The following is a 22461-nucleotide window of genomic DNA, read 5'->3' on the forward strand; positions in this document are numbered from 1 at the left end:
GGGCTGACCGGCTTAACCATGTTGGTTCGGTCTGAGGTCGCTCGTTCTAATCGCCGACCACAGAGGCTCGTTTCTAGGGCATTGATACCGTAGAAATGAACCCCTGCAGTCACACCAAGATCAGCTGTCAAACTTAATTTGGATCATACCACCAGACAGTGGGCATGAACTGTGGCCGATCGCCATAAATCGGTAGGGTTTCCGGAAAGTGCAATTCTTTGGCATGGGCAATGCGACCTTTGTCAAATTGCCAAATTGGAATCACATAACGGCCCGTCGTCAGAACCCGGTCCAAAGCTCTTACTGCTGAAATGAAATGCTCGGCGCTGGTTGCGTTGAGCATCTCGGGGATTAAGGCCTCGACCACCGGGCTGTCCACACCCATAATATTGCGGGATCCGGGTTGAGTTACTCCGTCGCGGCCCCAATACAGAAATTGTTCATTCCCGGGGCTAAGTGACAGATCAACACGAAAATGGGTCATGTCAAAATCATACTCTTTTTGACGTGCAACATACTGAGCGTTATCAACAGTTTCAGTGGTGACCGTGATTCCAAGGCGTTCGAGCGCGCGTGCGTAGATTTCGACAACAGTCTGCATTTCGCTATCGCCTTGGCGCAAAAGAACTGAGAATTCGAAAGCAGCGCCCTGAGAATCTCGCAAGACACCGTCCTGAACCGACCAACCTGCTTCATTCAACAGATTTGTTGCTGTGCGAAGGTTCTTGCGGTTTCGTTCCGTCCCATCACTTACTGGTAGCGCGTATCCATCCAGCGCCCCAGGCAAGAGGTTGTTTGCATAGGGTTCCAGCATTTCCCGCACATCGCCTTCGGCAGGACCGGATTGCATGCCCAGCGCAGAGTTTGAGTAATAGGAGGTAATGCGGGGCTGTGTGCCGCCGGTGATTGTTCCATTGATATATTCAAAATTGAAGGCGTAAATAAGCGCCTCACGTACGCGCCAGTCCGCAAAAAGGGATCTGCGGGTATTCATAGCCAACCCGGTAATACCAGACGGTCGTTGGTGCGGGATTTCCGACTTCACCACATCGCCGTTTTGGACCGCAGGGAAATTATAGTTGTTGTCCCATTTTCCAGCATTGTATTCACGCACTGCAGTCAGTTCACCAACCTTAAAGGCTTCGAACAAGACAGTTGAGTCGCCAAAAAATTCAATCCGCATCTCGTCAAAATTCTGCGTACCACGCCGAAATGCCAGATCCTTGCCCCAATACTCAGGGTTACGCAGCAGGTTGACGTATCGGCCGGGATCAGAGGCGTCGATGACATAGGCGCCGGTCCCGATCGGCGCTTCGATAGGGCCGCTTTCAGCAAAATCCTTACCCGCCCACTGATCTTTTTTCAAAATAGGTCTCAAGCCGGCAAGCAAAGCCAGTTCGCGATCCTCGGTGTTGAAATCAATTCTCACCTTCTGTGGGCCAGTCTGCGCTATGCTTGCGACCTTGGACCAGAACCCACGGTAGCGCGGGTGTCCAACGGTGCCCAGGGTTTCATATGACCAGATCACATCCTCGACTGTGACTGGAGATCCATCCGAAAAGCGGGCTTCGGGCCGAAGCGTGAATTCAACCCATGATCGGTCTTCTGGTGTTTCGATGGTTTCGGCCAAAAGCCCGTATAGAGAAAAGGGCTCATCCCAGGACCGGCCCATAAGACTCTCATAGCCCCAGAACCGAAGTTGCCATGGAGAAGTGCCTTTCAACACAAAGGGATTGAGTGAATCAAAGCCGCCGGTGTTGCCAAATACAACACGTCCCCCTTTGGGCGCTTCAGGATAGGCATAGGGCAGCGAAACATAATCCGGAGGTAAGGCAGGCTCGCCATACATCGCAATACCATGAGCTGATTCTGCAACTGCACAATTAACGCTTAGAAGCAGGGTGATACCTGCCATCGTTGACGTGACTTTTTTGAAAAACACTGATCGCATTTTGGCAACAATCCCACTTGGGCTATATTTCCTTGTGTTATCAATGTACCCCGGCTTTTACGCCTTTTCAAACTTTTAGCTTGGATAACGCCGGTTTATTGAGTATAACTAACTCACTGCTCGATAGGTTTCTTGCCTGTATGAAACCTGCCTCAATAACTTGACGCCCGCTTCGCGCGGGCGTTTTTTTTGTCAGAGCGTTAACTAATACCCATCCAAATTGAGAATGCGCGGTCTCGGGGAAGTGGATTTACAGATGCTAGGCTGCCATATGAGCATGGCGCGGTTTGCGCAAGTGATTAAGCCTTTTCACAGGAAATTCTCTAAAACGAATTCTACATAACTATCGTTTTCTTTGCAGGTGCAGCATGGCAAGTTACTGTATAGACAAAATGACATCAAATGAAGGGAAGAGGCGAATGTCCTTGCAAGGAAAAACCGCAGTTGTGACTGGATCGAATTCGGGTATCGGACTGGGGGTGGCGCGGGAGTTAGCGCGCGCAGGGGCAAATCTGGTGCTGAATTCGTTCACGGAAACGGATGAGGATCATGCACTTGCGAAGTCGCTAGCAGCAGAGTTCGATGTGTCCGCCAAGTATATCAAGGCTGACATGTCTATTGGACAGGAGTGCCGAGACCTGATCAAGGCCGCAGGAGCCTGTGATATCTTGGTTAATAACGCTGGTATTCAGCATGTTGCGCCGATCGATGAATTTCCTTTGGAAAAGTGGGACGCAATCATAGCGATTAATCTGAATTCAGTCTTTCATACCACGGCAGCAGCATTGCCAGTGATGCGTGCAGCCGGTTGGGGGCGGGTGGTCAACATAGCTTCGGCACATGGATTGACGGCCTCACCCTTCAAGTCAGCATATGTCGCGGCAAAACACGGGGTTGTGGGCATGACCAAATCCGTGGCCCTGGAAACGGCGCAGGATCCAATTACCTGCAATGCGGTGTGCCCGGGTTATGTGCTAACACCCTTGGTCGAGGCACAAATCCCCAACACCATGGCTGAATATGACATGGACCGGGAAACCGTTATCCGTGAGGTCATGTTGGCACGCCAGCCATCTAAAGAGTTCGCGACTGTTGAGCAACTAGGGGGAACCGTCGCCTTTTTGTGTTCTTCCGCCGCCGCGCAGATCACCGGAACCACGCTGAGCGTCGATGGTGGTTGGACAGCCTTGTAACGGAATGTAGGGCGGGGGCCAGCCCCCGCACCCCCGGGATATTTATGGCCAGATGAAGTACCGAAAGCCCGAGTGGGTTTACTCTGACGGCACATCTTCAGGGAGAGTTGGGTCTTTCGAATTTGGATAGACTAGTCCAGCAGAAATGACCAATTTGGCGGCGTCTTCGACACTCATTTCCAACTCAATTACATCTTCTTCTGGCAGGAACAAAAGAAAGCCCGAGGTTGGGTTCGGCGTGGTTGGCAGGAAAATGCTCATCAGCTTTCCTTGGGGGTTTGTTTGTTTGTGGACTTCCCCCTTGGCTGTAGTTGAGACAAAACCAATCGCCCAGATGCCTTTTCGAGGGTATTGAATGAGGCAGGCCTTTTCGAAGCTACGTTCTGATTGGGCAAAGACGGTTTCGGAAATCTGCTTGATACCGGAATATATGGTCCGCACGACAGGCATGCGTTGGACCAGGCTTTCGGCAAAGGAAATCATCGAGCGACCCAAGATGCCTTTGGCGATCCAGCCGATGATGATCGTGAACAGTAGGAAGATGATCAATCCAATGCCTCGCAGATTGATCCCGATGTATTTTTCCGGCAGGATCGTTGCTGGCACCAGTGGCAGAACCACACTGTCGACCCAGCCCATCACCGACCAAAGCAACCAGATTGTCAGCCCAACAGGGGCGATAACCACGATGCCGGTCAAGAAGGACGATCGAAGCCGGGCAAAAAGGCCTGGTCGCCGATGGGGTTCTGGGTCAAATGGCGTTGTCATAAGTCTTTTCACTATTGATCGGGTGCAAGTTAGGTAATTTGCCCGGCGGCGGCAATGGTCTCACATCAATCTCTGATGGTCAGACCCGCAAAGAGATTAACGCGCGCGCAATCTGTGAGGCCAAGCGTGCATTGTTGCGCACAAGGGCGATGTTGGCCGTCAAAGACCGGCCCTCGGTCAATTCAAAGATCCGCTGAAGCAGGAAAGGCGTGACAGCTTTTCCACTGACCCCTTTCGCGTCTGCCTCGGCCTGTGCCTGGGTGATGACCGGGGCAAGGGTTTCTGCAGCGATTTCGTCAGCCTTGGGGATTGGGTTGGCGATCAGTTGGCCGCCTGGAAGGCCTACAGCCTGGCGCATTGCGTGCGCACGAGCAATTTGGTCTGCATCATCCATGCGCAAGGGGACTGACAAGTCGGATTGAGAAGACCAAAAGGCCGGAAACGAGTCCTGCCCATATCCGATGACCGGTACCCCTTGAGTTTCCAGCACCTCAAGCGTTTTTGGAACGTCCAGTATCGCCTTGGCCCCAGCGGCGACAACGGTGACCGGAGTGGCCGCGAGTTCTAACAGGTCTGCCGAGATGTCAAAGCTCGATTCTGCGCCCTTATGAACACCGCCAATGCCGCCCGTCGCAAAGACCTGGATGCCAGCCAAATGGGCAGCGATCATAGTTGCAGCAACCGTTGTTGCACCTGTTCCACCATTGGCCAAACAGGCTGCAAAATCAGCGCGCGATAGTTTGGCGACGTCTTTCGCTTGTCCTAGCTTCTGTAGCTGGTCGGCTTCGAGACCCACATGCAAATGGCCGTCGATAACAGCGATAGTGGCCGGAGTAGCGCCCGCATCACGAATGTCCTGCTCGACTTGTGCGGCAACTTCTATGTTTTGCGGATAGGGCATGCCATGGGTGATGATGGTGCTTTCAAGCGCCACAAGAGCCGTTCCCGCAGCTTTGGCCGCTTTGACCTCAGCCGAATATTTGATGTCGATCACAATGGGGGTTCTCCTGAAACATAGGTAGCTGCAGCCTTAAGCGCAGAGGCGAGTGCGGCTTCACAGGTGTCGCCGCGGCTTTCCGCTGCGATATGAGCCGCCATAAAGGTATCTCCAGCCCCAGTGACGCGCGCAACAGTGACGCGGGGTGGGACGAGCGTGATAAGTGAACGTGTGCTGGCTTCGGTTGCGGAACTGCCGCCGTCGGTGACCAGAACACGACAGGCCCCCCGGTCCAGCATCGCCTTGGCCGCAGTCTCACTGTCGGTAAAGTCGGCCTGACACAGCAGCCCGGCCTCTTCGAGGTTAACATAAAGCGTACCCCGATTGCAGGTCAGGAATGGACGCAAACGTTCTGCCTTGCCCGGTGAGGCAGGTGCAACACGAAGATCTGCCGCGTCAAACGCAGGGTCATTGGCGATGTCGTCCAGCAGCGACAAGGTCAGGTTGCCGTCCAGCGCAATTGGGCCTGTGAAAGGGGAAGTGGGGGATCCAAGGCTACCGTCACGCAAAGGTTTTAGAATTTTGTCTCCGGCCGCCTCTAAGGAATGGGCGTCGGCGATCGCAGCGATCAGGCCATTTGCGCCTTCGACCGCCATGTAGCGATCTGTGGGCAGGTCATCAGACCGGTATATGTAATCCGTCACAAGCCCGAGTCGCGCGCAGGCAGCTATTAGCTCGACACCTTCGTCATCGCGACCGACGGCACTGAGAAGTGCAGGTTTTAAACCAAAGCGCGCGAGTGTCATTGCAATGTTCATTGCCACGCCACCGGGTAATTGGGTGATACGTCCCGGCATGTCCGATCCACGTCGCATTTCCACCGGCGAACGACCGATAATATCCCACAGGACTGAACCAATACAAAGAATGTTTGGCGTCGGCTGAGTGTTGTTCTGTGTCATGCAGGTGTTCTGCCCAGTTTTACAGCGCCTCGCAAGCGGCAACCTGCGTTAGGGCGTGGCAAATGTTAGCGCAGCCCACAGGGATTCCCAGACCGGATCCCCAGATTGCGGTGCTGGGCGCAGCACAACAGCGTCCAACAGATAGGTGTGACCCGGTTTAACCGGTACCTGTACGAGACCCTGAGAATCAGTTTTTTGCAGGAAAACCAACACTTTGCCATTTGGCCCGCGTTCAAAAATCTCGATTTGAGCAGAGCCACGAGCAGTGCCCTGATAGTAAAGCCGGACCGACATGCCCAAGGACAGGTCATCGGTATAAGGGTTGGCAAGTGCCACAAATTCAGTCTCCATCCCCTGAAAGTGATCGGAGCCTTCGCCATTTTCGACGGCAATCAAGGTTTTAGCGTATCGTGTGTAACTTTCTGCAAAACCTTGGCTGGGCAATCTTCGGGCCTGATGCTGTTTGGGAATGTCGACAAAGCCTTTATGATCAACAAATGTCTGAAATTGCACCCAGGTTTCGTAGGTTATTGTCTGTGGTGCAGTTTCGTGAGTGATGATTAGCAATCCCGGTTCCGCTTGAGAGAGTTGAAACGCCGGAAGATCTCCCATCCGGCCTTGATAGGCTGTGGTCAAATCCCCCTGCGTTACGTCAAAACGCCGCGTTCGTCTTGCAAAAAACACCTGATTGGCACCGCTGAAGTTCTGGCCGTTTCGGAGATCCGCAATTACCGGGGCTCCTGATTCCACTTGATATTTCTGTGGTTCAATCCAAAACTCGTGCGAAAGGGCAGGCAGGGTGGATAGGACCAGGCCAATAAGAACAAAATTAAGACGGCGGTATAGGCAGATGAACATTCGCAAAACCTTATGGGCACTGGGGAACAGGCTGGCTGTGACAATATATTTGTCAAGCATTGCTTTGACTGCCCTGGTATCGGGCGGAAACGCACATGAAGTAACGCCGACCATTGCCGATTTTCGGGTTGAGGACGGACAGATCGCGCTTGATCTGCGATTGAACGTCGAAGCCTTCGTTGCTGGCATAAATCTGGACGGAATGGATGACACCAACGAATCCGATCAGGCCAAAGACTACGACAGCCTTCGCGGGCTGGGTCAGGAGGAGCTGGAACCCATGGTGCGTCAGTTCGCCGAGGAATGGTTGGAAACTGTCCGGGTTACTGCGGGTAGTACGCTCCAACTTAGCGTTTCAGAGGTGGTCATTCCCGAAGTGGGCGATATTGATTTGCCCCGTGCGTCCTATTTATTGTTGAACGGACGTGTCCCGGAAACGGCCCGCAGCTTGACTGTTTATTGGCCCAAGGGGTCAGGTGGCGTGGTGCTCAGGCAGAACGGTGTAGAGGAACCTTACACTGGGTATTTGCAGGGCGGTGAAACCACCCCCCTTATTCCATTGGCCGGCGGAGCGGCCCTAACGGCCCAGGAGACCTTTGTTGATTACCTGCCGATTGGCTTCGAACATATTCTGCCCCTAGGTCTGGATCACATATTATTCGTTCTGGGCCTCTTTTTCCTGAGCCCGCGACTGCGGCCGCTGCTGTGGCAGGTAAGTGCCTTTACGGTTGCTCACACCATAACTTTGGCTCTGGGCGCTCTGGGATGGGTTCTGGTGTCGCCTAACATCGTTGAGCCCTTGATTGCGGCCTCCATTGTCTACGTGGCGGTGGAAAATATCTTTCTTCGCCGACTGACGGTCTGGAGACCCTTGGTGATATTTGGATTTGGATTATTACACGGGCTTGGGTTTGCATCGATACTGGGCGACATCGGGTTGCCGGGCGACCAGTTTGTCGCCGCATTGATCGGGTTCAATGTTGGCGTAGAACTGGGGCAGTTGACGGTGATTGCAATCGCCTTTGCCACAGTCAGCGTTTGGTTCCGCGCGCACCCCAAGTATCGTGGCCGGGTGGCCATACCGGCTTCGATCACCATTGCAGTGATCGGAGCATATTGGTTTGTCGAGCGCGTGTTTCTGTAAACGGCTTAGCTCATCGCGGCCGTGAGGCGCTGCAGTGCCGCAACCGGGTTCTCGTCCCGCCAGATCTCGTCGCCGACACCAAAGAAGTCGGTAAAGGGCGATACGGTCCGAACCAGGTCTTCGGTCAGGCCGCCTTCGGCAACCATCGGGACCTCGATCATTTCTGACCACCATTTGAACAAATCAAGATCTGCAATGGCGCCGTCGCCCAGCCCCGACGTGCCAACCGGACCAAAGCTGACGTAATCCGCGCCAGCCTCGGCGGCGGAAATGCCGTCATGATTGGAGGCGCCACAAAAACTGCCAACAATGGTGTCTGCGCCCATTGCCTTGCGGGTGGCGCGAACCGAGCGTGCGGAATCAGTCAGGTGGACACCGTCCAGCCCAAGGCGCTCGGCCAGGATTTGGTGGTCGGATATAACAATGGCGACGTCCCGTGCATGAGTCACTTCGCGCAGGGCGTCAGCTGCCCGGCTCAGAGTGTCTTCGTCCCGGCTCGCCAAATCCAGACGCAGACAGGCAACGTCAGTGGAATCCAAAACCTTGGCCAGTTGATCGGGAAATTGGCCCAGCTCGAAACTTGGCGGTGTGATCAGATAGATCTGCGGTTTCTCTGGGCTGTCCATGGGTCCGGTCCTTATTATATCTTGCGGCTGTTTAGCGTATAAAGTTGTAGGTGCAAGGTTTATAGGGTGCTGACAGAGTATTCGTGATGTCACGGAAATGCCAGATCTTGCTCTGATGGCGATTGCAGACTAGATCGAAGCGACGTTTCAGAGAGAGTACCATGCCAAGCCAGACCTCACAGCCCGCCTTTGTTTTGGTCCGCCCCCAGATGGGCGAAAATATCGGGGCCGCAGCCCGCGCAATGTGGAATTTTGGCTTGGACCGAATGCGCATTGTGGCGCCGCGTGATGGCTGGCCCAGTCCCAAGGCGGTTGCCATGGCATCGGGGGCTGGACGTTTGCTGGACGAGGCACGCCTAAGCCCGGATGTGCCGGATGCTCTGGCTGACTGTTCCTTTGTGTTTGCGACGACAGCCCGGCAACGCGGTTTGACCAAACCGGTTTTCAGCCCAGAAGCAGCGATGAAACTGGCGGCCGAAAAAATAGCCGCCGGAGAAAAAGTTGCGGTGATGTTCGGGCCGGAACGGGCCGGGCTGGAAAATGAGGATGTGGCCAAAGCCAATGCCATCATTTCGGTACCCGTGAACCCGGCATATGGCTCTTTGAATTTGGGCCAGTGTGTGCTGCTGACCGCCTACGAGTGGCAAAGGCAAGTGGGAAAAATCGAGCACGAAGTGGTCGAAATGGGCAAGGCGGATTGGGCCACCGGTGTCGAAATCGAGAAATTGTCGGACCATTATGAAGGCCGCCTGGACGAAGCCGGGTTCTTTTTCCCACCTGCAAAAGCGCCAAATATGAAGGTCAATCTGCGCAATTTGTGGAGCAGAATGGCGCTTACCAACGCAGATGTGCAAATGCTGCACGGGATCATGCGGCAGATGGTTCGCTGGAAACAACGCGGTGATGAATAAGCCGACTGGACCTCTGTGGGGCAGGGTTCTAGCGTGGCGATGAATTGAGTGAGGCAAGCATGAGCAAGCGTAGCATTTTTGAAGACGTCGAGGGTGAGAGATCCGACAAACCGGCAATCCAACCTGGCCTGATTAACCGGGATAACGGCGGCGCCCGAGGTGCAATTCGGGCTTGGTTGATGGTGCTGTTTGCGCTGGTGGTCGCAATGATTGTTGTTGGTGGGCTGACGCGTCTGACAGACAGTGGCCTGTCGATTACCGAGTGGAAACCGATCACCGGTGCAGTGCCTCCGCTGAGCGAATCTGATTGGCAAGCCGAGTTCGACAAATATCAGCAAATCGATCAATGGCGCATTGAAAACCAATGGATGCAGCTGGACGATTTCAAGGCGATCTATTGGTGGGAGTGGAGCCACCGACAGCTAGGCCGGGTGATGGGACTGATCTGGGCGCTTGGATTTTTTGGCTTCCTTATAGCTCGTAAAATCCCGACTGGATGGACCGATAAGCTGGCACTGCCAGGGCTGCTGGGAGGCCTGCAAGGTGGCATAGGATGGTGGATGGTCGCATCGGGCGTAACACAGGGCGAGGGCATGGTGTCTGTTGCCTCATATCGACTGGCACTCCACCTTGGATTGGCCTTTGTCATCCTTGGATTCATCGCATGGTACATGATGATGTTGTCGCGCGGAGATAGAGCCTTGATGCAGGCGCGCCGAGCCAAGGAAATCAAGCTGTTTGGGCTTTCCACAGGTTTGATGCATTTTGCGTTTTTGCAAATTTTACTGGGCGCCTTGGTGGCTGGCATTGATGCAGGTCGGTCTTATACGGATTGGCCGTTAATGGGCGGACGGGTATTTCCGCAAAATGCTCTGTTGCTCGAACCCATGTGGCGAAACTTCTTTGAAAGCCCGGGTTTAGTTCAATTCATTCACCGAATGAGCGGGTATTTACTGGGCTTATTTGCCGGTTTCGTTTGGCTGAAGGGGCGGCGTAGTGCACACCTAAAAACGCAAAGCTCCTTTCACGCAGCCTTTGCAGTTTTGTTCCTGCAGATTGTTCTGGGCATTATTACTGTTGTCTACGGCGCCCCCTGGCAGGTGGCTATCTTACACCAGTTGATGGCGGTGGTGATCTGGGTCTTGATCCTGCGCGCTCGCTTTTTGTCAGCTTACCCAATTCCCACATCAATCAAGGACATTTAACAATGAGCGCATTTGATGAACTGATGCTTTTCCAACGCGACACGCAAGCTCTTGGTGAGGTTGCAGGGCGGTTGGGTTGGGACCAGGAAACCATGATGCCGCGTGGCGCGGCGCCCCAGCGAGGCGAGGAAATGGCGGCCCTTGAAGCGATTTTGCACGCCCGCCGTATGGATCCAAAAGTGGCAGAATGGCTGGATAAGGCAGAGGCCCCAGACGCGGCAGGTACCGCCCATCTGAGAGAGATCCAGCGGGGCTTTGACCGGGCCCAAAAGGTGCCGGCGGACCTGGCGAAAAAGCTGGCTCAACTGACCTCGGAGTCACAGGGCAAATGGGCCGCTGCGCGGGCCGACGAAGATGTCGCTGCGTTCGTTCCGGTGCTGGAAGAGGTCGTCGCGCTGAAGCGTGAAGAGGGCGCAGCACTGGCCAATGGTGGCCACCTTTATGATGCCATGATCGAGGATTATGAGCATGGCACCACCAGCGCCCAGATTGCGCAGATTTTTGATGCTATGCGGCCACGACTGGTCAATCTCCGCTCTGCAGTGTTGGAGCGACCTGCGCCAAAGGGTTTGAGCGGTGTGTTCGACGAGCCCAAGCAGATGAAGCTGACGCGAAAACTGGCCAAGACGTTTGGCTACGACATGAACCACGGCCGCGTGGATAAGGCAGTGCATCCGTTTAGCTCGGGCAGTGGGTTGGATGTGCGTATCACCACCCGAACCAGCGCAGACGATCCGTTCAACTGCTTCTATTCCACAATCCACGAAGTTGGTCATGCGTGCTATGAGCAAAACATCGATAAGGCTTACTTGCTGACACCATTGGGCCGCGGCGTTTCGATGGGTGTGCATGAAAGCCAAAGCCGGATCTACGAGAACCAAATCGGACGTGGACGTGCCCTTACCGGTTGGTTGTTTGAACAAATGACCGAGGTCTTTGGCGACTTTGGCGTTGCCGATGCCGACGGATTTTATGCAGCGGTCAACAAAGTTCATAACGGCTATATCCGGACCGAGGCGGATGAAATTCAGTATAATCTCCACGTGATGCTGCGATTCGATTTAGAGCGAGCCTTGATGTCAGGTGATCTGCAAGTCGCAGATCTAGAGGCTGCCTGGAATGATCGCTTCAAGGCCGATTTTGGCTACGACGTGGACAAACCATCAAATGGCTGCTTGCAGGACGTTCATTGGTCGGTTGGTCTGTTTGGGTATTTTCCGACATATAGTTTGGGCAATGTCTATGCGGGGTGCTTGCACCAGACATTACGCAAGGCCATTCCGGATTTGGATCAGAATTTGGCATTGGGTGACACTTCGGGGGCAACTGGCTGGCTACAACAAAATCTGCAGCAGTATGGTGGATTGCGGTCACCGCGGGACACGATTGCACATGCCGCTGGAATGGCCCCGACACATGAGCCGCTGCTGGACTATCTTGAGGCAAAGTTTGGCGAGATCTACGATCTGTAGAGAGTTGCGGTTTCAAATATTGGGTTTGGTTTTGTATAAGTTTACAGAGACCGTTTCAGGCTCCAATTAAGTAAAAAAGCGCCACCCAGACTTGGGTGGCGCTTTTCTTACTTAGTGACGAGAAGGCAGACTTTAGTCCTCTGCGCCACCTTCGTCTTCATCTGCGTTTTGCTCTGCGATCCAAGCAACCGAGACCACTTCCTCACCTTTTCCAGTGTTGAATACTTTGACGCCGCCAGCACTGCGTGAGCGGAACGAAATCCCTTGGACTGGAACCCGGATGGATTGACCTTTTGAAGTGGCCAACATGATCTGGTCAGCCAGGTCGACCGGGAAAGTCGCAACAATTTCGTTGCCCTTCATCGCGGCGACACCTTGTCCCCCACGTCCGCTTACGCGGTAATCATGCGAAGAGGTCAGATTACCTGCGCCACCCTTGTTGATTGTAACCAACAGGTCATTTGCAGCCAGCATTTCCTGGTAGCGATCTTCCGTCAGGGCACCTTCGATCTCATCGACGACCTCATCTTCGGAAACATCGCTGCCCAATTCCGACCTGAACCGCTTGATAAAGGCACTGCGTTCAGATGGTTCGGCCTCAAAATGGCGGATCACCGACATAGAGACTACACGGTTGTCGTCGCCAAGACGAATTCCCCGAACACCTGTGGATTTACGGCCCTTGAAGACCCGCACATCAGTGGTTGAGAACCGGATGGCGCGGCCCGCATTGCTTACCAGCATGACGTCGTCGTTTTCAGAACAGATCCGCGCATTGACCATTTCCACGCCCTCGGGCAGATCCATGGCGATTTTGCCGTTGCGTTTGACATTAACAAAATCCGACAGTGCATTGCGTCGGACATCGCCGGCTGTAGTGGCAAAAATGATCTGCAGATTGGCCCAGTCGTCCTCGGGCACATCCACCGGCATGATGGCAGCGATCGAAACACCAGGCGGGATCGGCAGGATGTTGACTACAGCCTTACCCTTGGAGGTGCGACCACCCTGCGGCAGGCGCCAGGTTTTCAGCTTGTAGACCATGCCATCCGTGGTAAAGAACAGCAGTTGGGTGTGGGTATTGGCCACAAAGAGGGTGGTGATCACGTCCTCTTCTTTGGTCTGCATTCCCGAGACCCCCTTGCCGCCGCGTTTTTGCGCGCGGAAATCGGCCAGCGGTGTACGCTTGATATAGCCACCCGAGGTCACGGTCACCACCATGTCCTCGCGCTCGATCAGGTCTTCGTCGTCCATGTCACCGGACCAGTCGACAATCTGGGTGCGGCGTGGCACAGCGAATTGGTCCCGCACTTCGGTCAACTCGTCAGCGATGATGCCCATGATGCGCTCTCGGGAACCAAGGATTTCAAGATATTCTTTAATCTTGCCGGCGAGTTCTTCCAGCTCGTCGGTGACTTCCTTGACGCCGATCTGGGTCAGACGCTGCAAGCGCAATTCTAGAATAGCCCGGGCTTGGGTTTCCGACAGGTTGTAAGTGCCGTCGTCATTGGCTGTATGGGTCGGATCATCGATCAGCGCGATATACTGCAAGATAGGCTGCGCTGGCCAACGCCGGGTCATCAGTTTTTCACGGGCCTCGGACGCGTCAGCAGAGGCGCGGATGGTGGCGACGATCTCGTCAATATTGGTGACGGCAACCGCCAGGCCACACAGGATATGACTGCGTTCGCGTGCTTTGCGTAGCAAATAAGCCGTGCGTCGTGCCACCACGTCCTCGCGGAAGTCGATGAACGAGGTCAAGAACCGGCGCAGCGTCAGTGTTTCGGGCCGACCGCCATTCAGCGCCAGCATGTTACAGCCAAAATAGGTCTGCATGGGCGAGAAGCGGAACAACTGGTTCATCACCACTTCGGCGGTGGCATCGCGCTTCAGCTCGATCACCACACGTACACCGTTGCGATCGGATTCATCCTGAACGTGGGCAACACCCTCGATTTTCTTTTCGCGAACCTGCTCGGCGATCTTTTCGATCATCGCCGCTTTGTTCACTTGATAGGGGATCTCATCTACCACAATGGCGTAGCGATCACGACGAATCTCTTCGACACGGGTCTTGGAGCGAATGATGACGGATCCACGGCCTTCAAGATAGGCCTTGCGGGCCCCGGTTCGGCCCAACATCACACCACCAGTGGGGAAGTCGGGTCCGGGGACATAGTCGATCAGCTGTTCGCTGGTAAGATCCGGATCTTCAATCAACGCAAGGGTCGCGTCGATCACTTCGCCGAGGTTATGTGGCGGAATGTTGGTGGCCATGCCAACGGCAATACCGCCCGCACCATTGACCAGCATGTTTGGAAAACGGGCTGGCAGAACGGTTGGTTCTTGATCCTTACCGTCATAGTTGTCTTGAAAGTCGACAGTGTCCTTGTCGATGTCACTCAGCAAAAAAGCCGCCGGCTTGTCCATCCGGACTTCGGTATAGCGCATCGCGGCGGCATTATCGCCATCCATCGAGCCAAAGTTGCCCTGACCATCCAGCAAAGGCAGCGACATCGAGAAGTCCTGCGCCATTCGAACCAGCGCATCGTAGATCGCACTGTCGCCATGGGGGTGGTATTTACCCATGACATCACCAACGGGACGCGCCGATTTGCGGTATGACTTGTCGTGGGTATTGTTGGTCTCATGCATCGCGTAGAGAATGCGGCGGTGCACGGGTTTAAGCCCGTCCCGCAGGTCAGGAATGGCCCGACTGACGATGACAGACATCGCATAGTCGAGATAGGAGGTCCGCATTTCGGATTCGATAGAGACGGATGGTCCATCATAAATCGGCCGAGAAGGCGGAGTTTCATCCATATTTTCAGGAGTTTCCGGCGTATCGCTCACGTTTGCTGCCCGTTGTTATTGATGGGTCTATATCTTGTGTTTGCACCCTATCAGAGAGGGCATATGGGGCGCAAGCAAGCAGAGTTTCTGACGGGCATTTCTCCATTAATAATGCAGTAACACGTTGTTTTTGGCCTATATTAACCAAATTTGTTCTACCTTTGTCGGACATATCCAATAACTGGAGGCAAAAATGGAGCCATCTGAAACCGAATTAATGCTAAAAGGCTATGGCCTGACCACGGCCGAATTCACCTATCATATGCCGGATCATGTTCACGTGCTGAACACTTATGTCTGGCAGGACTATGATATTATGCCGGATCACCCCAAGTTATTTGAGTTTATAGAATTCTGGCAGCGCGAGATTGAAGGGCCTCTTCACTCGGTACGCTTTTGCCATCGGAAAATGCTTAGTTCCGGACAGTGGCGCCATGTGAAGGGAATCTTGACGCTGCACTAGCTGGGCTTGGCTGATGACACCGGTCTCTTAGACCCTCGATTGGCTGCACGAACCCATAGTTCAGGCTGAACAGCTTGCCCCACCAAGCACGCAGAACTTTGCGCAATGAGGGTGGTTTAAGGCAACGTCTTGTTCGGCATCTTCCAAAGATGGGCCCAATTCGAACTCTGGCGTATAGGGCAATAATGTGCAGGCAACGACTGTTGGGCCTGCCGCACCTTTGCGTTTTACCACCATTCGAGAGGACGAACACATGACGTCCTTAGGCGACTTCCCCAATATCCCCCAACAGGCGGTGGTTATTTCAGGGACTTCCACGGTTTCATCCATTTCTGGAAATAAAACTGTCTGGCCGGCGCTGTTTGCATCAATGTCAAACCCATGTTTTTCAAATAAGGCAGCATATCCCAGTCGGGAGTCTGCGTCGTTTGTGCCCCACTGGCTGCGCCCAGCTACGGCCATTGTGAACCCGTTCGACTGCAACCACTGCATGCCCTGCAGGGTCTTTTTGAAGCTGCCAGCACCGCGCTCGGCGTCATGAACTTCCTGTGAAAAATGGTCCAGCGAGACACGAATTTCCATTTGGTCTGGGAAATCGGACTTGAGCTGCAAAAGGCCAGTTTGGACTGATTTGCGCATCATAGGCTGCATTGCATTGGTCAAAATCAGAACACGATACCCACGCTGAAGTGCCGCCCCGGCCATATCGACCATTTGAGGGTTCATAAAAGGTTCACCGCCAGTGAAGCCGATTTCCTTGATTGGCCAATTTCTTACTTCAATCTGATCAAGATAGGTGCGGACCTCGTCGGCACGAATATAGACAAGGGCATCGTTGCTGGGCGAACTGAGAATATAGCAGTTCGCACATTCAATATTGCAAAGCGTTCCGGTATTGAACCACAGGGATTCAGGTTGACTAAGAGCAACAACAGCCCGTTTTTCGCCACTGGCCGTGACAAAACTATGCTGAAACTTTCCAACATTAGCTGTAGATTGAGGCAGGTCTTTCATCAGGAGGATCCAAACGGTTTTTTGCTCCCAATCCTTAGACGAAGATATCAGGTAAGTTAAAGGTAATAGGGGGACAAGTTTTGGTGACTTGCCCAATTTAAGCCCGGTCTTAACGGCGCATAGATACTTTGCTAGCTCTACACCACGTGAATTTATTTAACGGTCCTGGAGTTTCCGGTTATTGCCAGTTGGCAAACACCCAGAATTAAGCGTAAACCATATGATAGCGGTAGCATCTGACCGATGACAGCAACGGATTGACGCGCCTTCATTTACGTTGTGAACAGGGGATTAGCCCATGAAAATTATTGAATATCCTGATCGTGATATGTTGGCCATCGACGTGGCAAACCAAATGGCTGGAGACCTCAGCACGCATTTATTGAACCATGAAACAGCCTCCATTGCTGTAGCAGGAGGGACCACACCAGCCCCGATTTTTGACGATCTGTGTGCTGCTGATCTTGATTGGTCCCGCGTACGGGTCATGGCAACGGATGAGCGGTGGGTGGACAGCAACAGTGAACGTTCAAATGCGCGCATGATCGGTGAACGGTTAATGGTGGATAGAGCGGCGTCAGCCCAGTTTCTGCCATTTCATGTCCAAAACAAAGAACCAGAGGACGCCCTTGGTGATCTTGAGTCTGCAGTGTCCCCGGAATTACCCATATCCGTCCTATTGTTGGGAATGGGCGCGGACATGCACACAGCCTCACTGTTTCCTGGAGTTCAAGGTCTCAAAATGGCCCTCGATCCATCAGCCCCGGCGCTGGTGATCCTGCGTCCAGCCAGTCAGCCAGAAGCCCGTATCAGCCTGTCTGCGCGGGTATTGGACGCGGCTGTTTCCAAGCATTTGGTGATATTCGGCAAGGAAAAACGAACAGCGTTAGAGCGTGCTTTGCTGCTGCCACCAGAAGAGGCTCCGGTGCAGGCGGTATTGTCAGAAACAACGGTTCACTGGTCCCCTTGAAGGATTTTGTTATGACCATTGTGGGTCTGCCCGCCAGAGAGATGCCAAACGGGCAGGCCAATCGCTGTTGCATCAAGCCATTTTCCGAAATGTTTCAATAATACCCATAAGGGCCTACTATCAAGGCATTGCGGGTTTTGAGGCGCTGAAATTCCAGAATCTGAACCTCAGGGCGCTGATTTTGACGGAGCCAATCTCCGAGGTGCCTCGGTTGTGGATACGGCAATTTTGAATATGGAATGACTTAAGCGGGGGCAATGACGCTTTTGATGTAGCTTCGGCTAATCAGCGTTTTCATGACCATGTGCCTGCACTCGACTTGATAGAAACAATAACAGCTCACCAGTCTTTCAGTCCAAGCAGCGATCGGCCTAAATCTGTCAACACCGCTGGTGAGACGTATCTCTTTTCCCAATTTCTTGGATCTCCCGGGAAATCAGGTCGCCTAGGAGGTTCAATCTCCTCCCACAGCCGGATGCGCTCCGCTTTTTCCTCAGAATTCGACGGCTCCGCTGGATGCATCGAGATGTATTGTGCCAACCGCACCCGGTCCTTTGAGATATTTGGGCGCACGCCATGAGCTAGCAGCGAGTTGAAAATCATCAAATCGCCGGGGTCCAATGTGATGTTCTCACGTTCAATCCCTGTCATATCCGGCATAAGAGGGTTTCGATCTGATGGCTGCGTTTCGACCCATTCGTCAAAATGTTCAAAAAGACTAGGAGCGCACTGAAACCCGCCGGTCTCATCGTCCTGCACGTCAAGGCTAAGAACGCCTTGCACACCGATCGGGGGAGGGACAATTGAGGTATTGACGTCCCAATGAATAAAGCCGTCCTTCGAAGTTGCGCCTTTCTTTGGCGGATTCAAGTTTGCGCGGTCAATGGTCACCCATAGATCCTCGCGGTCCCAGATGTCGACGAAAGCATCATAGATGCGGGGAGTTTGCCGATTATCCCAGAGGGCCTGATGGTGATAGATTTCAACCATGCCAGCATTATTCAGCTCTTTGCGGACGTGGGACCGCCGTTCTGGCGCATACCATGTGCTGGGATCATTCGGGTCTTTTTCATCAAACTCCCAAAGAACATCCGCCAGAGCTTTAGCCTGCGCCGCAGGAACTGCTTGCTTCACAACAACGTACCCTTTGGTGATCCAGTGTTGCCAATCCTCTTTCGACAGAACCCGTAGTGGCAGCGTTTTCTGAACATCCTTTAACTGCGTTGTCAGGTTGGTGCTGATTGGATGACTGATTTCGTCTGCTGAAGGCAGCATTTCTTGATGCTCCGTAGATCTGAATGTCCCATACAACTTGGCCGCAAGTCACAGCGAATTGCAAGTCATCAGTTTTTCTTGAACTCCTTTGCCGCCTTTCGCGCCCTTCCAGCAAACGGCGATAGAGCGCTAAAGTCATCGGGTTTTGATATTGATGGCTGCTTTAATCTGACCGTGACGCGTTACAAAACAGAAATGCGTTGCCAGATCAGTGACCTGACTAACCCTTGCTCCTTGCGACTATGAATGAGGCGGATCCATCTTCTGGGCGCCATGTGTGTTCACTGATGAACCCATGGGCCTGCAAACGCTCAACAAGAATATCCTGTGTTAGAGCGCGAATTTTCGGCAGCACACCAATAGTCCCCAATGCGGGTATGGCGAACCTTTGAAACCCTTCCAGACAGACCGTCGAACTGAAGAACAGGCCGCCTTCCTTCAGAGATTTACGAACGCGGTCCAATGTTTCGTCAAGGTCAGAGACGAGGTGAAGGATCGACATGGCCAGTACAGCGTCATACTTTTGGTCAGCCTCCGGGACGGGCCAGTTTTCGAATGCGCAGATTTCGAAGTTCACGTTCCTGACACCCTGCTCTTCGGCCTTGCTTTGCGCGATAGAGATCATCTCTGAGGAATAGTCGATGGCATCAATATGGGCGACGTTTGCTGCATGGATGAGGGCAGTCGTGCCAGTGCCGCAGCCAAATTCCAGGATGCGATCCTGGGGTGCCAGATTTTGCCGGGTCACGTCGAGTTTGTATTGATAGGCAGTTTGGTTTTGAACCGGGCGGCGGGCATAAGTGCGAGCCAACATATTCCAGAAGCGTGATGGATGAACGAGCATGTGTGTTCCTTTGAAAATAAGTGGGACGTACGTCGGATCAGTTGGCGTCCTGGATGTCGAAGACCTCTTCTAGGGGTTTGTCAAACACGCGGGAAATCAAGATTGCAAGTTCGAGCGTCGGCGAGTATTTGGCGTTTTCGATTGCAACGATAGTTTGCCGTGTGACGCCAACCTTTTCAGCAAGATCTTTTTGGGTCATTTCGTCGGCATCAAACCGCAAGCGTCTGATGATATTGGTAATCTTGAGTTTTCCCATGGCTCAATACCCCCGGCGATAGCTGACAAATTTGACGATATCCGCCGCCAAAGACCCGAACGCCATGCCGAAGTAGATGATGTTGAACCCGATAAGCGCAGATGCATCAAGGGCCAAGACGATAACTGCAGTGACAAACCCTGCACCTGCAAAAGCGATAATTGCGAAGTTGCCACGGCGTTCGAAAAGTTTGTCGCGCTCATCTACGATGAAGCTGGGCTTGGGTTCGTTTGTAAAGATCGCAAAGCCGATGTTGAATAGAATGGTTCCCGTTATCGTGGCGACAATACCAAGAGGAATCAACCAGATCACGAGGCGGGCCCAATTGTTTACAGCATCTGAGCCTTCAAACATTCCAGAGGCGTTCATCTCCAAAAGCCGAAGAACAACGAAGGCACTGACGGCAAGGTTCACGAAGATTGAGACGACAGTATTGCGATCTTGATATGTCATTTTGAGTTCCAAATTGGCACGGGGTTTATTGATCCAAAGTCTAATATTCTTTACATGGAGTATGAAATTGCAAATGCGGAGTCAAATATTTTATACACCTGTTCCCAAATTATGGATGTGTCACGTTTGTTGAGAGGACAAGGGCTGAGACGAACTACCGGTGTTAAAGGTAGTTCTCGTTGTGGCTTGGGTAATGCGAAGCTGTGCCGGTCTGACTCTGGGTATTAGTCTTGGGATCGTGCTTCACCCCCCAGACATTCCTGTTTTTTCCATACCATTTCAGGGTTGAAACTCAATTATCTCTTGAGATAGCTGAGTAAGGTGCTGAAATATGGGGGAAACTGAAGGTTGACTGGAGCGGGTAACGAGAATCGAACTCGTAACTTAAGCTTGGGAAGCTCGCGTGATACCTTTTCACCATACCCGCGCTCAGCTGTTGGGTAAGCGATGACAATTAGGGCGTCAAGGCAATCTCGCCAAAGCATTTGGAATAGGGACACAAACCAGCCGGAATTCACAATGCGACCTTTGGTCATTCTGGACAACCGTATGTTTGCTGCACAATTCTTACACCTGAATATTTGGTGAGGTAAACGAATGCGCTGGTTTTGGTGGTTTTTGGGGGCACTGAGCGTCGGTTGTCTTTCTATATTTTGGTATAGCCAGTCTCCTGCACTGCCTATTCAGTATATTTTGACAGCTGAGACCATTTTGACCATGGACCCTGATCAGCCTGAGGTCGAGGCGATCCTGGTTGAAAATGATATTATCAAATCTGTTGGATCGCTGGCTGCACTGTCGTCTCAGAGTAATGCGCAGGTGATCCGTTATCCGGGCAACACCATAATTCCTGGGCTGATCGAGCCCCATACGCATCCCATTGCAAGTGCATTATTGGGGGCTACTGTAAATATTGGGAGCGCGCATTATGCGTCACGACAAGAGATCATGGACGCATTGGCCGAAGCAGCCGACGGGGTGCAGTTAACACCGTGGATTGTCGCATTTGGCTGGGATCCTATCGCTGTTAGCGGATTACACACGCCGACCTTGGAAGAGCTTGACGCTATTGCACCTGATAAACCAATGCTGATTTTGACCCAGATGCTCCATGAGGCGTTTGTCAACAGCGCCGGATTGAAGGCAGCAGGCATTCAACAGGCCAACGGAGCTGAACTCAGGGAACTGGAATTGGTTAACCAGGCGATCTCGGCTATTCCTCCGGCGGCAGATGCCATTGTGGAACTGCTGGTGCGGCGCCAGTATCAGGCCTATGCCAAAGTGGGTTTTACCAGCATAGGGGTTGCAGGCGCGGTTGGCCGACATCCAGATCCGGTTGGATTATTGTCCAGGATCGGCGCGAATAACAGCCCATCATTGCGTAGTTTCATCTACCTTCTCGAAAATCAGGATGATACAGGCCACAATTCGCAAAATAAGAGTGCAGTTGTCGGACGTAAATACTGGCTGGATGGATCCCCGTTTACGGGTGGAGCTGCTACTCGTGATCCCTATGAAGTAACGTCACTGACATCTGAAACACTTGGATTGCAGGCCGGGCACCATGGCGAGGTTTTGCTGCGGGAGAATGACCTCTATGAGAAATTGTTGCCGCAACACCAGTCTGGTCACCAAATTGCGCTGCATGTTCAGGGGGAACGGGCCATAGACGTTGCGTTGAATGTGCTTGAACGGTTGTCTCAGGACGTTCCAGAGCCAGGAGTAAGCCACCGACTTGAACATAATGCACTGATCACGGCGGATCAGATTTCGAGGGCAGGGGACATTGGCGTGTCGTTGGGGTTCTTTGTCGATCACATCACGTATTACGGCGATCAACTGCAGGACCTATTCGGAGCTCAGCGGGTCGGACGTTACATGCCCACAGCAAGCGCACAGTCAGCTGGGGTGGTGATCACCCTTCATGGCGATCATCCAGCAACACCTCTTGATCCGATGCAGACGATGGCAACGTCAATCACCCGACAAAGCCTTAGTGGTAACGTGATTGCAGGGGATCAAGCTCTTAGTGCTGAACAGGCGCTGGCCGCAATGACATTGAATGCAGCGAAACAGCTGGGCCAAGAGACGCAATTGGGGTCCATCCAAATTGGTAAAAAGGCTGATTTCACAATCGTGAATGGCAATCCGCTCACCACCGATCCGTCAGACATTGCCCAGCTTCAGGTGACAGGTGTTTTGATCGACGGGCAACCCGTCGATCTTCGCTGGATTGCAACCTTGAGCCCAGGGTTAGTGTGGCGGCTGCTGAAATCTCAATTCTGAATAAGCAGATCGCATGGAGG

20 protein-coding genes and 1 tRNA gene are annotated in these 22461 nt (G+C 53.1%); 8 read left to right on the forward strand and 13 right to left on the reverse strand.

All coding sequences use genetic code 11. From position 1 onward, the window contains the following. Window positions 1–133: 133 nt before the first annotated feature. Window positions 134–1951, reverse strand: a complete 1818-nt coding sequence (locus tag EBB79_RS10050; RefSeq protein WP_127748763.1) for an extracellular solute-binding protein — start codon at window positions 1949–1951, stop codon at window positions 134–136. Window positions 1952–2370: 419 nt separating this feature from the next. Between EBB79_RS10050 and EBB79_RS10055 the strand changes: the two genes are divergently transcribed. Next, window positions 2371–3144 (forward strand): 3-hydroxybutyrate dehydrogenase, encoded by a 774-nt coding sequence (locus EBB79_RS10055; RefSeq protein WP_127748764.1) that lies wholly within the window; start codon window positions 2371–2373, stop codon window positions 3142–3144. A gap of 78 nt (window positions 3145–3222) precedes the next feature. On the opposite strand, the gene EBB79_RS10060 is transcribed toward EBB79_RS10055, so the two are convergent. From EBB79_RS10060 to EBB79_RS10075, 4 genes are all read right to left on the reverse strand, one after another. Next, window positions 3223–3912, reverse strand: coding sequence for a DUF502 domain-containing protein (locus EBB79_RS10060; protein ID WP_127748765.1), 690 nt, complete (start codon window positions 3910–3912; stop codon window positions 3223–3225). Between the two features lie 79 nt (window positions 3913–3991). After that, window positions 3992–4906 (reverse strand): pseudouridine-5'-phosphate glycosidase, encoded by a 915-nt coding sequence (locus EBB79_RS10065; protein WP_127748766.1) that lies wholly within the window; start codon window positions 4904–4906, stop codon window positions 3992–3994. Continuing rightward, window positions 4903–5811: a PfkB family carbohydrate kinase gene (locus EBB79_RS10070; RefSeq protein WP_127748767.1), complete on the reverse strand. Its 909-nt coding sequence runs from the start codon at window positions 5809–5811 to the stop codon at window positions 4903–4905. The genes EBB79_RS10065 and EBB79_RS10070 overlap by 4 nt, the downstream gene beginning before the upstream one ends. 48 nt (window positions 5812–5859) lie before the next feature. Beyond that, window positions 5860–6729: a DUF4198 domain-containing protein gene (locus EBB79_RS10075; RefSeq protein ID WP_238705051.1), complete on the reverse strand. Its 870-nt coding sequence runs from the start codon at window positions 6727–6729 to the stop codon at window positions 5860–5862. Between EBB79_RS10075 and EBB79_RS10080 the strand changes: the two genes are divergently transcribed. After that, the gene (locus tag EBB79_RS10080) at window positions 6662–7813 is read left to right on the forward strand and encodes a HupE/UreJ family protein (RefSeq protein ID WP_127748769.1); all 1152 of its coding nucleotides are present in this window, start codon (window positions 6662–6664) and stop codon (window positions 7811–7813) included. The two genes, EBB79_RS10075 and EBB79_RS10080, sit on opposite strands and share 68 nt — an antisense overlap. 5 nt (window positions 7814–7818) lie before the next feature. Here the strand turns inward: EBB79_RS10080 and EBB79_RS10085 are convergent, their stop codons facing one another. Then, on the reverse strand, window positions 7819–8439 hold the full coding sequence (locus EBB79_RS10085) for a thiamine phosphate synthase (protein ID WP_127748770.1): 621 nt from the start codon (window positions 8437–8439) through the stop codon (window positions 7819–7821). Window positions 8440–8600: 161 nt separating this feature from the next. Between EBB79_RS10085 and EBB79_RS10090 the strand changes: the two genes are divergently transcribed. From EBB79_RS10090 to EBB79_RS10100, 3 genes are read left to right on the forward strand one after another with little or no spacing between them, the layout of a single operon-like run. Then, window positions 8601–9350, forward strand: a complete 750-nt coding sequence (locus tag EBB79_RS10090; protein WP_127748771.1) for an RNA methyltransferase — start codon at window positions 8601–8603, stop codon at window positions 9348–9350. A gap of 59 nt (window positions 9351–9409) precedes the next feature. Further along, window positions 9410–10555, forward strand: a complete 1146-nt coding sequence (ctaA, locus tag EBB79_RS10095; RefSeq protein ID WP_127748772.1) for a heme A synthase — start codon at window positions 9410–9412, stop codon at window positions 10553–10555. Window positions 10556–10557: 2 nt separating this feature from the next. Beyond that, window positions 10558–12027 (forward strand): carboxypeptidase M32, encoded by a 1470-nt coding sequence (locus EBB79_RS10100; RefSeq protein WP_127748773.1) that lies wholly within the window; start codon window positions 10558–10560, stop codon window positions 12025–12027. A 132-nt stretch (window positions 12028–12159) separates the two neighbouring features. Here the strand turns inward: EBB79_RS10100 and gyrA are convergent, their stop codons facing one another. Next, window positions 12160–14880 carry a DNA gyrase subunit A gene (gyrA, locus tag EBB79_RS10105; protein ID WP_420850390.1) on the reverse strand — a complete coding sequence of 907 codons (2721 nt, stop codon included), beginning with the start codon at window positions 14878–14880 and terminating at the stop codon, window positions 12160–12162. 193 nt (window positions 14881–15073) lie between these two features. Between gyrA and EBB79_RS10110 the strand changes: the two genes are divergently transcribed. After that, window positions 15074–15343, forward strand: coding sequence for an usg protein (locus tag EBB79_RS10110; protein WP_127748774.1), 270 nt, complete (start codon window positions 15074–15076; stop codon window positions 15341–15343). A gap of 60 nt (window positions 15344–15403) precedes the next feature. Here the strand turns inward: EBB79_RS10110 and EBB79_RS10115 are convergent, their stop codons facing one another. Beyond that, entirely contained in the window at window positions 15404–16357 is a 954-nt protein-coding gene (locus EBB79_RS10115; protein ID WP_127748775.1) for a radical SAM protein, read from the reverse strand. Between the two features lie 298 nt (window positions 16358–16655). Between EBB79_RS10115 and pgl the strand changes: the two genes are divergently transcribed. After that, window positions 16656–17327, forward strand: coding sequence for a 6-phosphogluconolactonase (gene pgl / locus EBB79_RS10120; RefSeq protein ID WP_127748776.1), 672 nt, complete (start codon window positions 16656–16658; stop codon window positions 17325–17327). Between the two features lie 339 nt (window positions 17328–17666). Here the strand turns inward: pgl and EBB79_RS10125 are convergent, their stop codons facing one another. The 5 genes from EBB79_RS10125 to EBB79_RS10145 all read right to left on the reverse strand — a co-directional run bounded on the left by EBB79_RS10125 (window position 17667) and on the right by EBB79_RS10145 (window position 20582). After that, window positions 17667–18602: a phytanoyl-CoA dioxygenase family protein gene (locus EBB79_RS10125; protein WP_127748777.1), complete on the reverse strand. Its 936-nt coding sequence runs from the start codon at window positions 18600–18602 to the stop codon at window positions 17667–17669. Between the two features lie 220 nt (window positions 18603–18822). Further along, the gene (locus EBB79_RS10130) at window positions 18823–19446 is read right to left on the reverse strand and encodes a class I SAM-dependent methyltransferase (RefSeq protein ID WP_127748778.1); all 624 of its coding nucleotides are present in this window, start codon (window positions 19444–19446) and stop codon (window positions 18823–18825) included. Window positions 19447–19483: 37 nt separating this feature from the next. Continuing rightward, window positions 19484–19702, reverse strand: coding sequence for a helix-turn-helix transcriptional regulator (locus EBB79_RS10135; protein ID WP_127748779.1), 219 nt, complete (start codon window positions 19700–19702; stop codon window positions 19484–19486). A 3-nt stretch (window positions 19703–19705) separates the two neighbouring features. Next, on the reverse strand, window positions 19706–20155 hold the full coding sequence (locus EBB79_RS10140; protein ID WP_127748780.1) for a hypothetical protein: 450 nt from the start codon (window positions 20153–20155) through the stop codon (window positions 19706–19708). A 353-nt stretch (window positions 20156–20508) separates the two neighbouring features. Continuing rightward, window positions 20509–20582 (reverse strand) — tRNA-Gly (locus EBB79_RS10145). A gap of 290 nt (window positions 20583–20872) precedes the next feature. On the opposite strand from EBB79_RS10145, the gene EBB79_RS10150 reads away from it, so the two are divergent. Continuing rightward, window positions 20873–22441 (forward strand): amidohydrolase, encoded by a 1569-nt coding sequence (locus EBB79_RS10150; RefSeq protein ID WP_238705076.1) that lies wholly within the window; start codon window positions 20873–20875, stop codon window positions 22439–22441. Window positions 22442–22461 lie beyond the last annotated feature (20 nt).

The organism is Parasedimentitalea marina, from assembly GCF_004006175.1.
Taxonomy (GTDB): Bacteria; Pseudomonadota; Alphaproteobacteria; order Rhodobacterales; family Rhodobacteraceae; genus Parasedimentitalea; species Parasedimentitalea marina.

Excerpts from the sequence above, each read along its gene's own strand:
- EBB79_RS10050 (WP_127748763.1), bottom strand. The coding sequence starts at position 1,951 with ATGCGATCAGTGTTTTTCAAAAAAGTCACGTCAACGATGGCAGGTATC.
- EBB79_RS10115 (WP_127748775.1), bottom strand. The coding sequence starts at position 16,357 with ATGAAAGACCTGCCTCAATCTACAGCTAATGTTGGAAAGTTTCAGCAT.
- EBB79_RS10150 (WP_238705076.1), top strand. The coding sequence starts at position 20,873 with ATGGACCCTGATCAGCCTGAGGTCGAGGCGATCCTGGTTGAAAATGAT.
- EBB79_RS10135 (WP_127748779.1), bottom strand. The coding sequence starts at position 19,702 with ATGGGAAAACTCAAGATTACCAATATCATCAGACGCTTGCGGTTTGAT.
- EBB79_RS10100 (WP_127748773.1), top strand. The coding sequence starts at position 10,558 with ATGAGCGCATTTGATGAACTGATGCTTTTCCAACGCGACACGCAAGCT.
- EBB79_RS10110 (WP_127748774.1), top strand. The coding sequence starts at position 15,074 with ATGGAGCCATCTGAAACCGAATTAATGCTAAAAGGCTATGGCCTGACC.
- EBB79_RS10055 (WP_127748764.1), top strand. The coding sequence starts at position 2,371 with ATGTCCTTGCAAGGAAAAACCGCAGTTGTGACTGGATCGAATTCGGGT.
- EBB79_RS10080 (WP_127748769.1), top strand. The coding sequence starts at position 6,662 with ATGAACATTCGCAAAACCTTATGGGCACTGGGGAACAGGCTGGCTGTG.
- EBB79_RS10070 (WP_127748767.1), bottom strand. The coding sequence starts at position 5,811 with ATGACACAGAACAACACTCAGCCGACGCCAAACATTCTTTGTATTGGT.
- pgl (WP_127748776.1), top strand. The coding sequence starts at position 16,656 with ATGAAAATTATTGAATATCCTGATCGTGATATGTTGGCCATCGACGTG.
- ctaA (WP_127748772.1), top strand. The coding sequence starts at position 9,410 with ATGAGCAAGCGTAGCATTTTTGAAGACGTCGAGGGTGAGAGATCCGAC.
- EBB79_RS10075 (WP_238705051.1), bottom strand. The coding sequence starts at position 6,729 with ATGCTTGACAAATATATTGTCACAGCCAGCCTGTTCCCCAGTGCCCAT.
- EBB79_RS10125 (WP_127748777.1), bottom strand. The coding sequence starts at position 18,602 with ATGCTGCCTTCAGCAGACGAAATCAGTCATCCAATCAGCACCAACCTG.
- EBB79_RS10060 (WP_127748765.1), bottom strand. The coding sequence starts at position 3,912 with ATGACAACGCCATTTGACCCAGAACCCCATCGGCGACCAGGCCTTTTT.
- EBB79_RS10085 (WP_127748770.1), bottom strand. The coding sequence starts at position 8,439 with ATGGACAGCCCAGAGAAACCGCAGATCTATCTGATCACACCGCCAAGT.
- EBB79_RS10130 (WP_127748778.1), bottom strand. The coding sequence starts at position 19,446 with ATGCTCGTTCATCCATCACGCTTCTGGAATATGTTGGCTCGCACTTAT.
- EBB79_RS10090 (WP_127748771.1), top strand. The coding sequence starts at position 8,601 with ATGCCAAGCCAGACCTCACAGCCCGCCTTTGTTTTGGTCCGCCCCCAG.
- EBB79_RS10140 (WP_127748780.1), bottom strand. The coding sequence starts at position 20,155 with ATGACATATCAAGATCGCAATACTGTCGTCTCAATCTTCGTGAACCTT.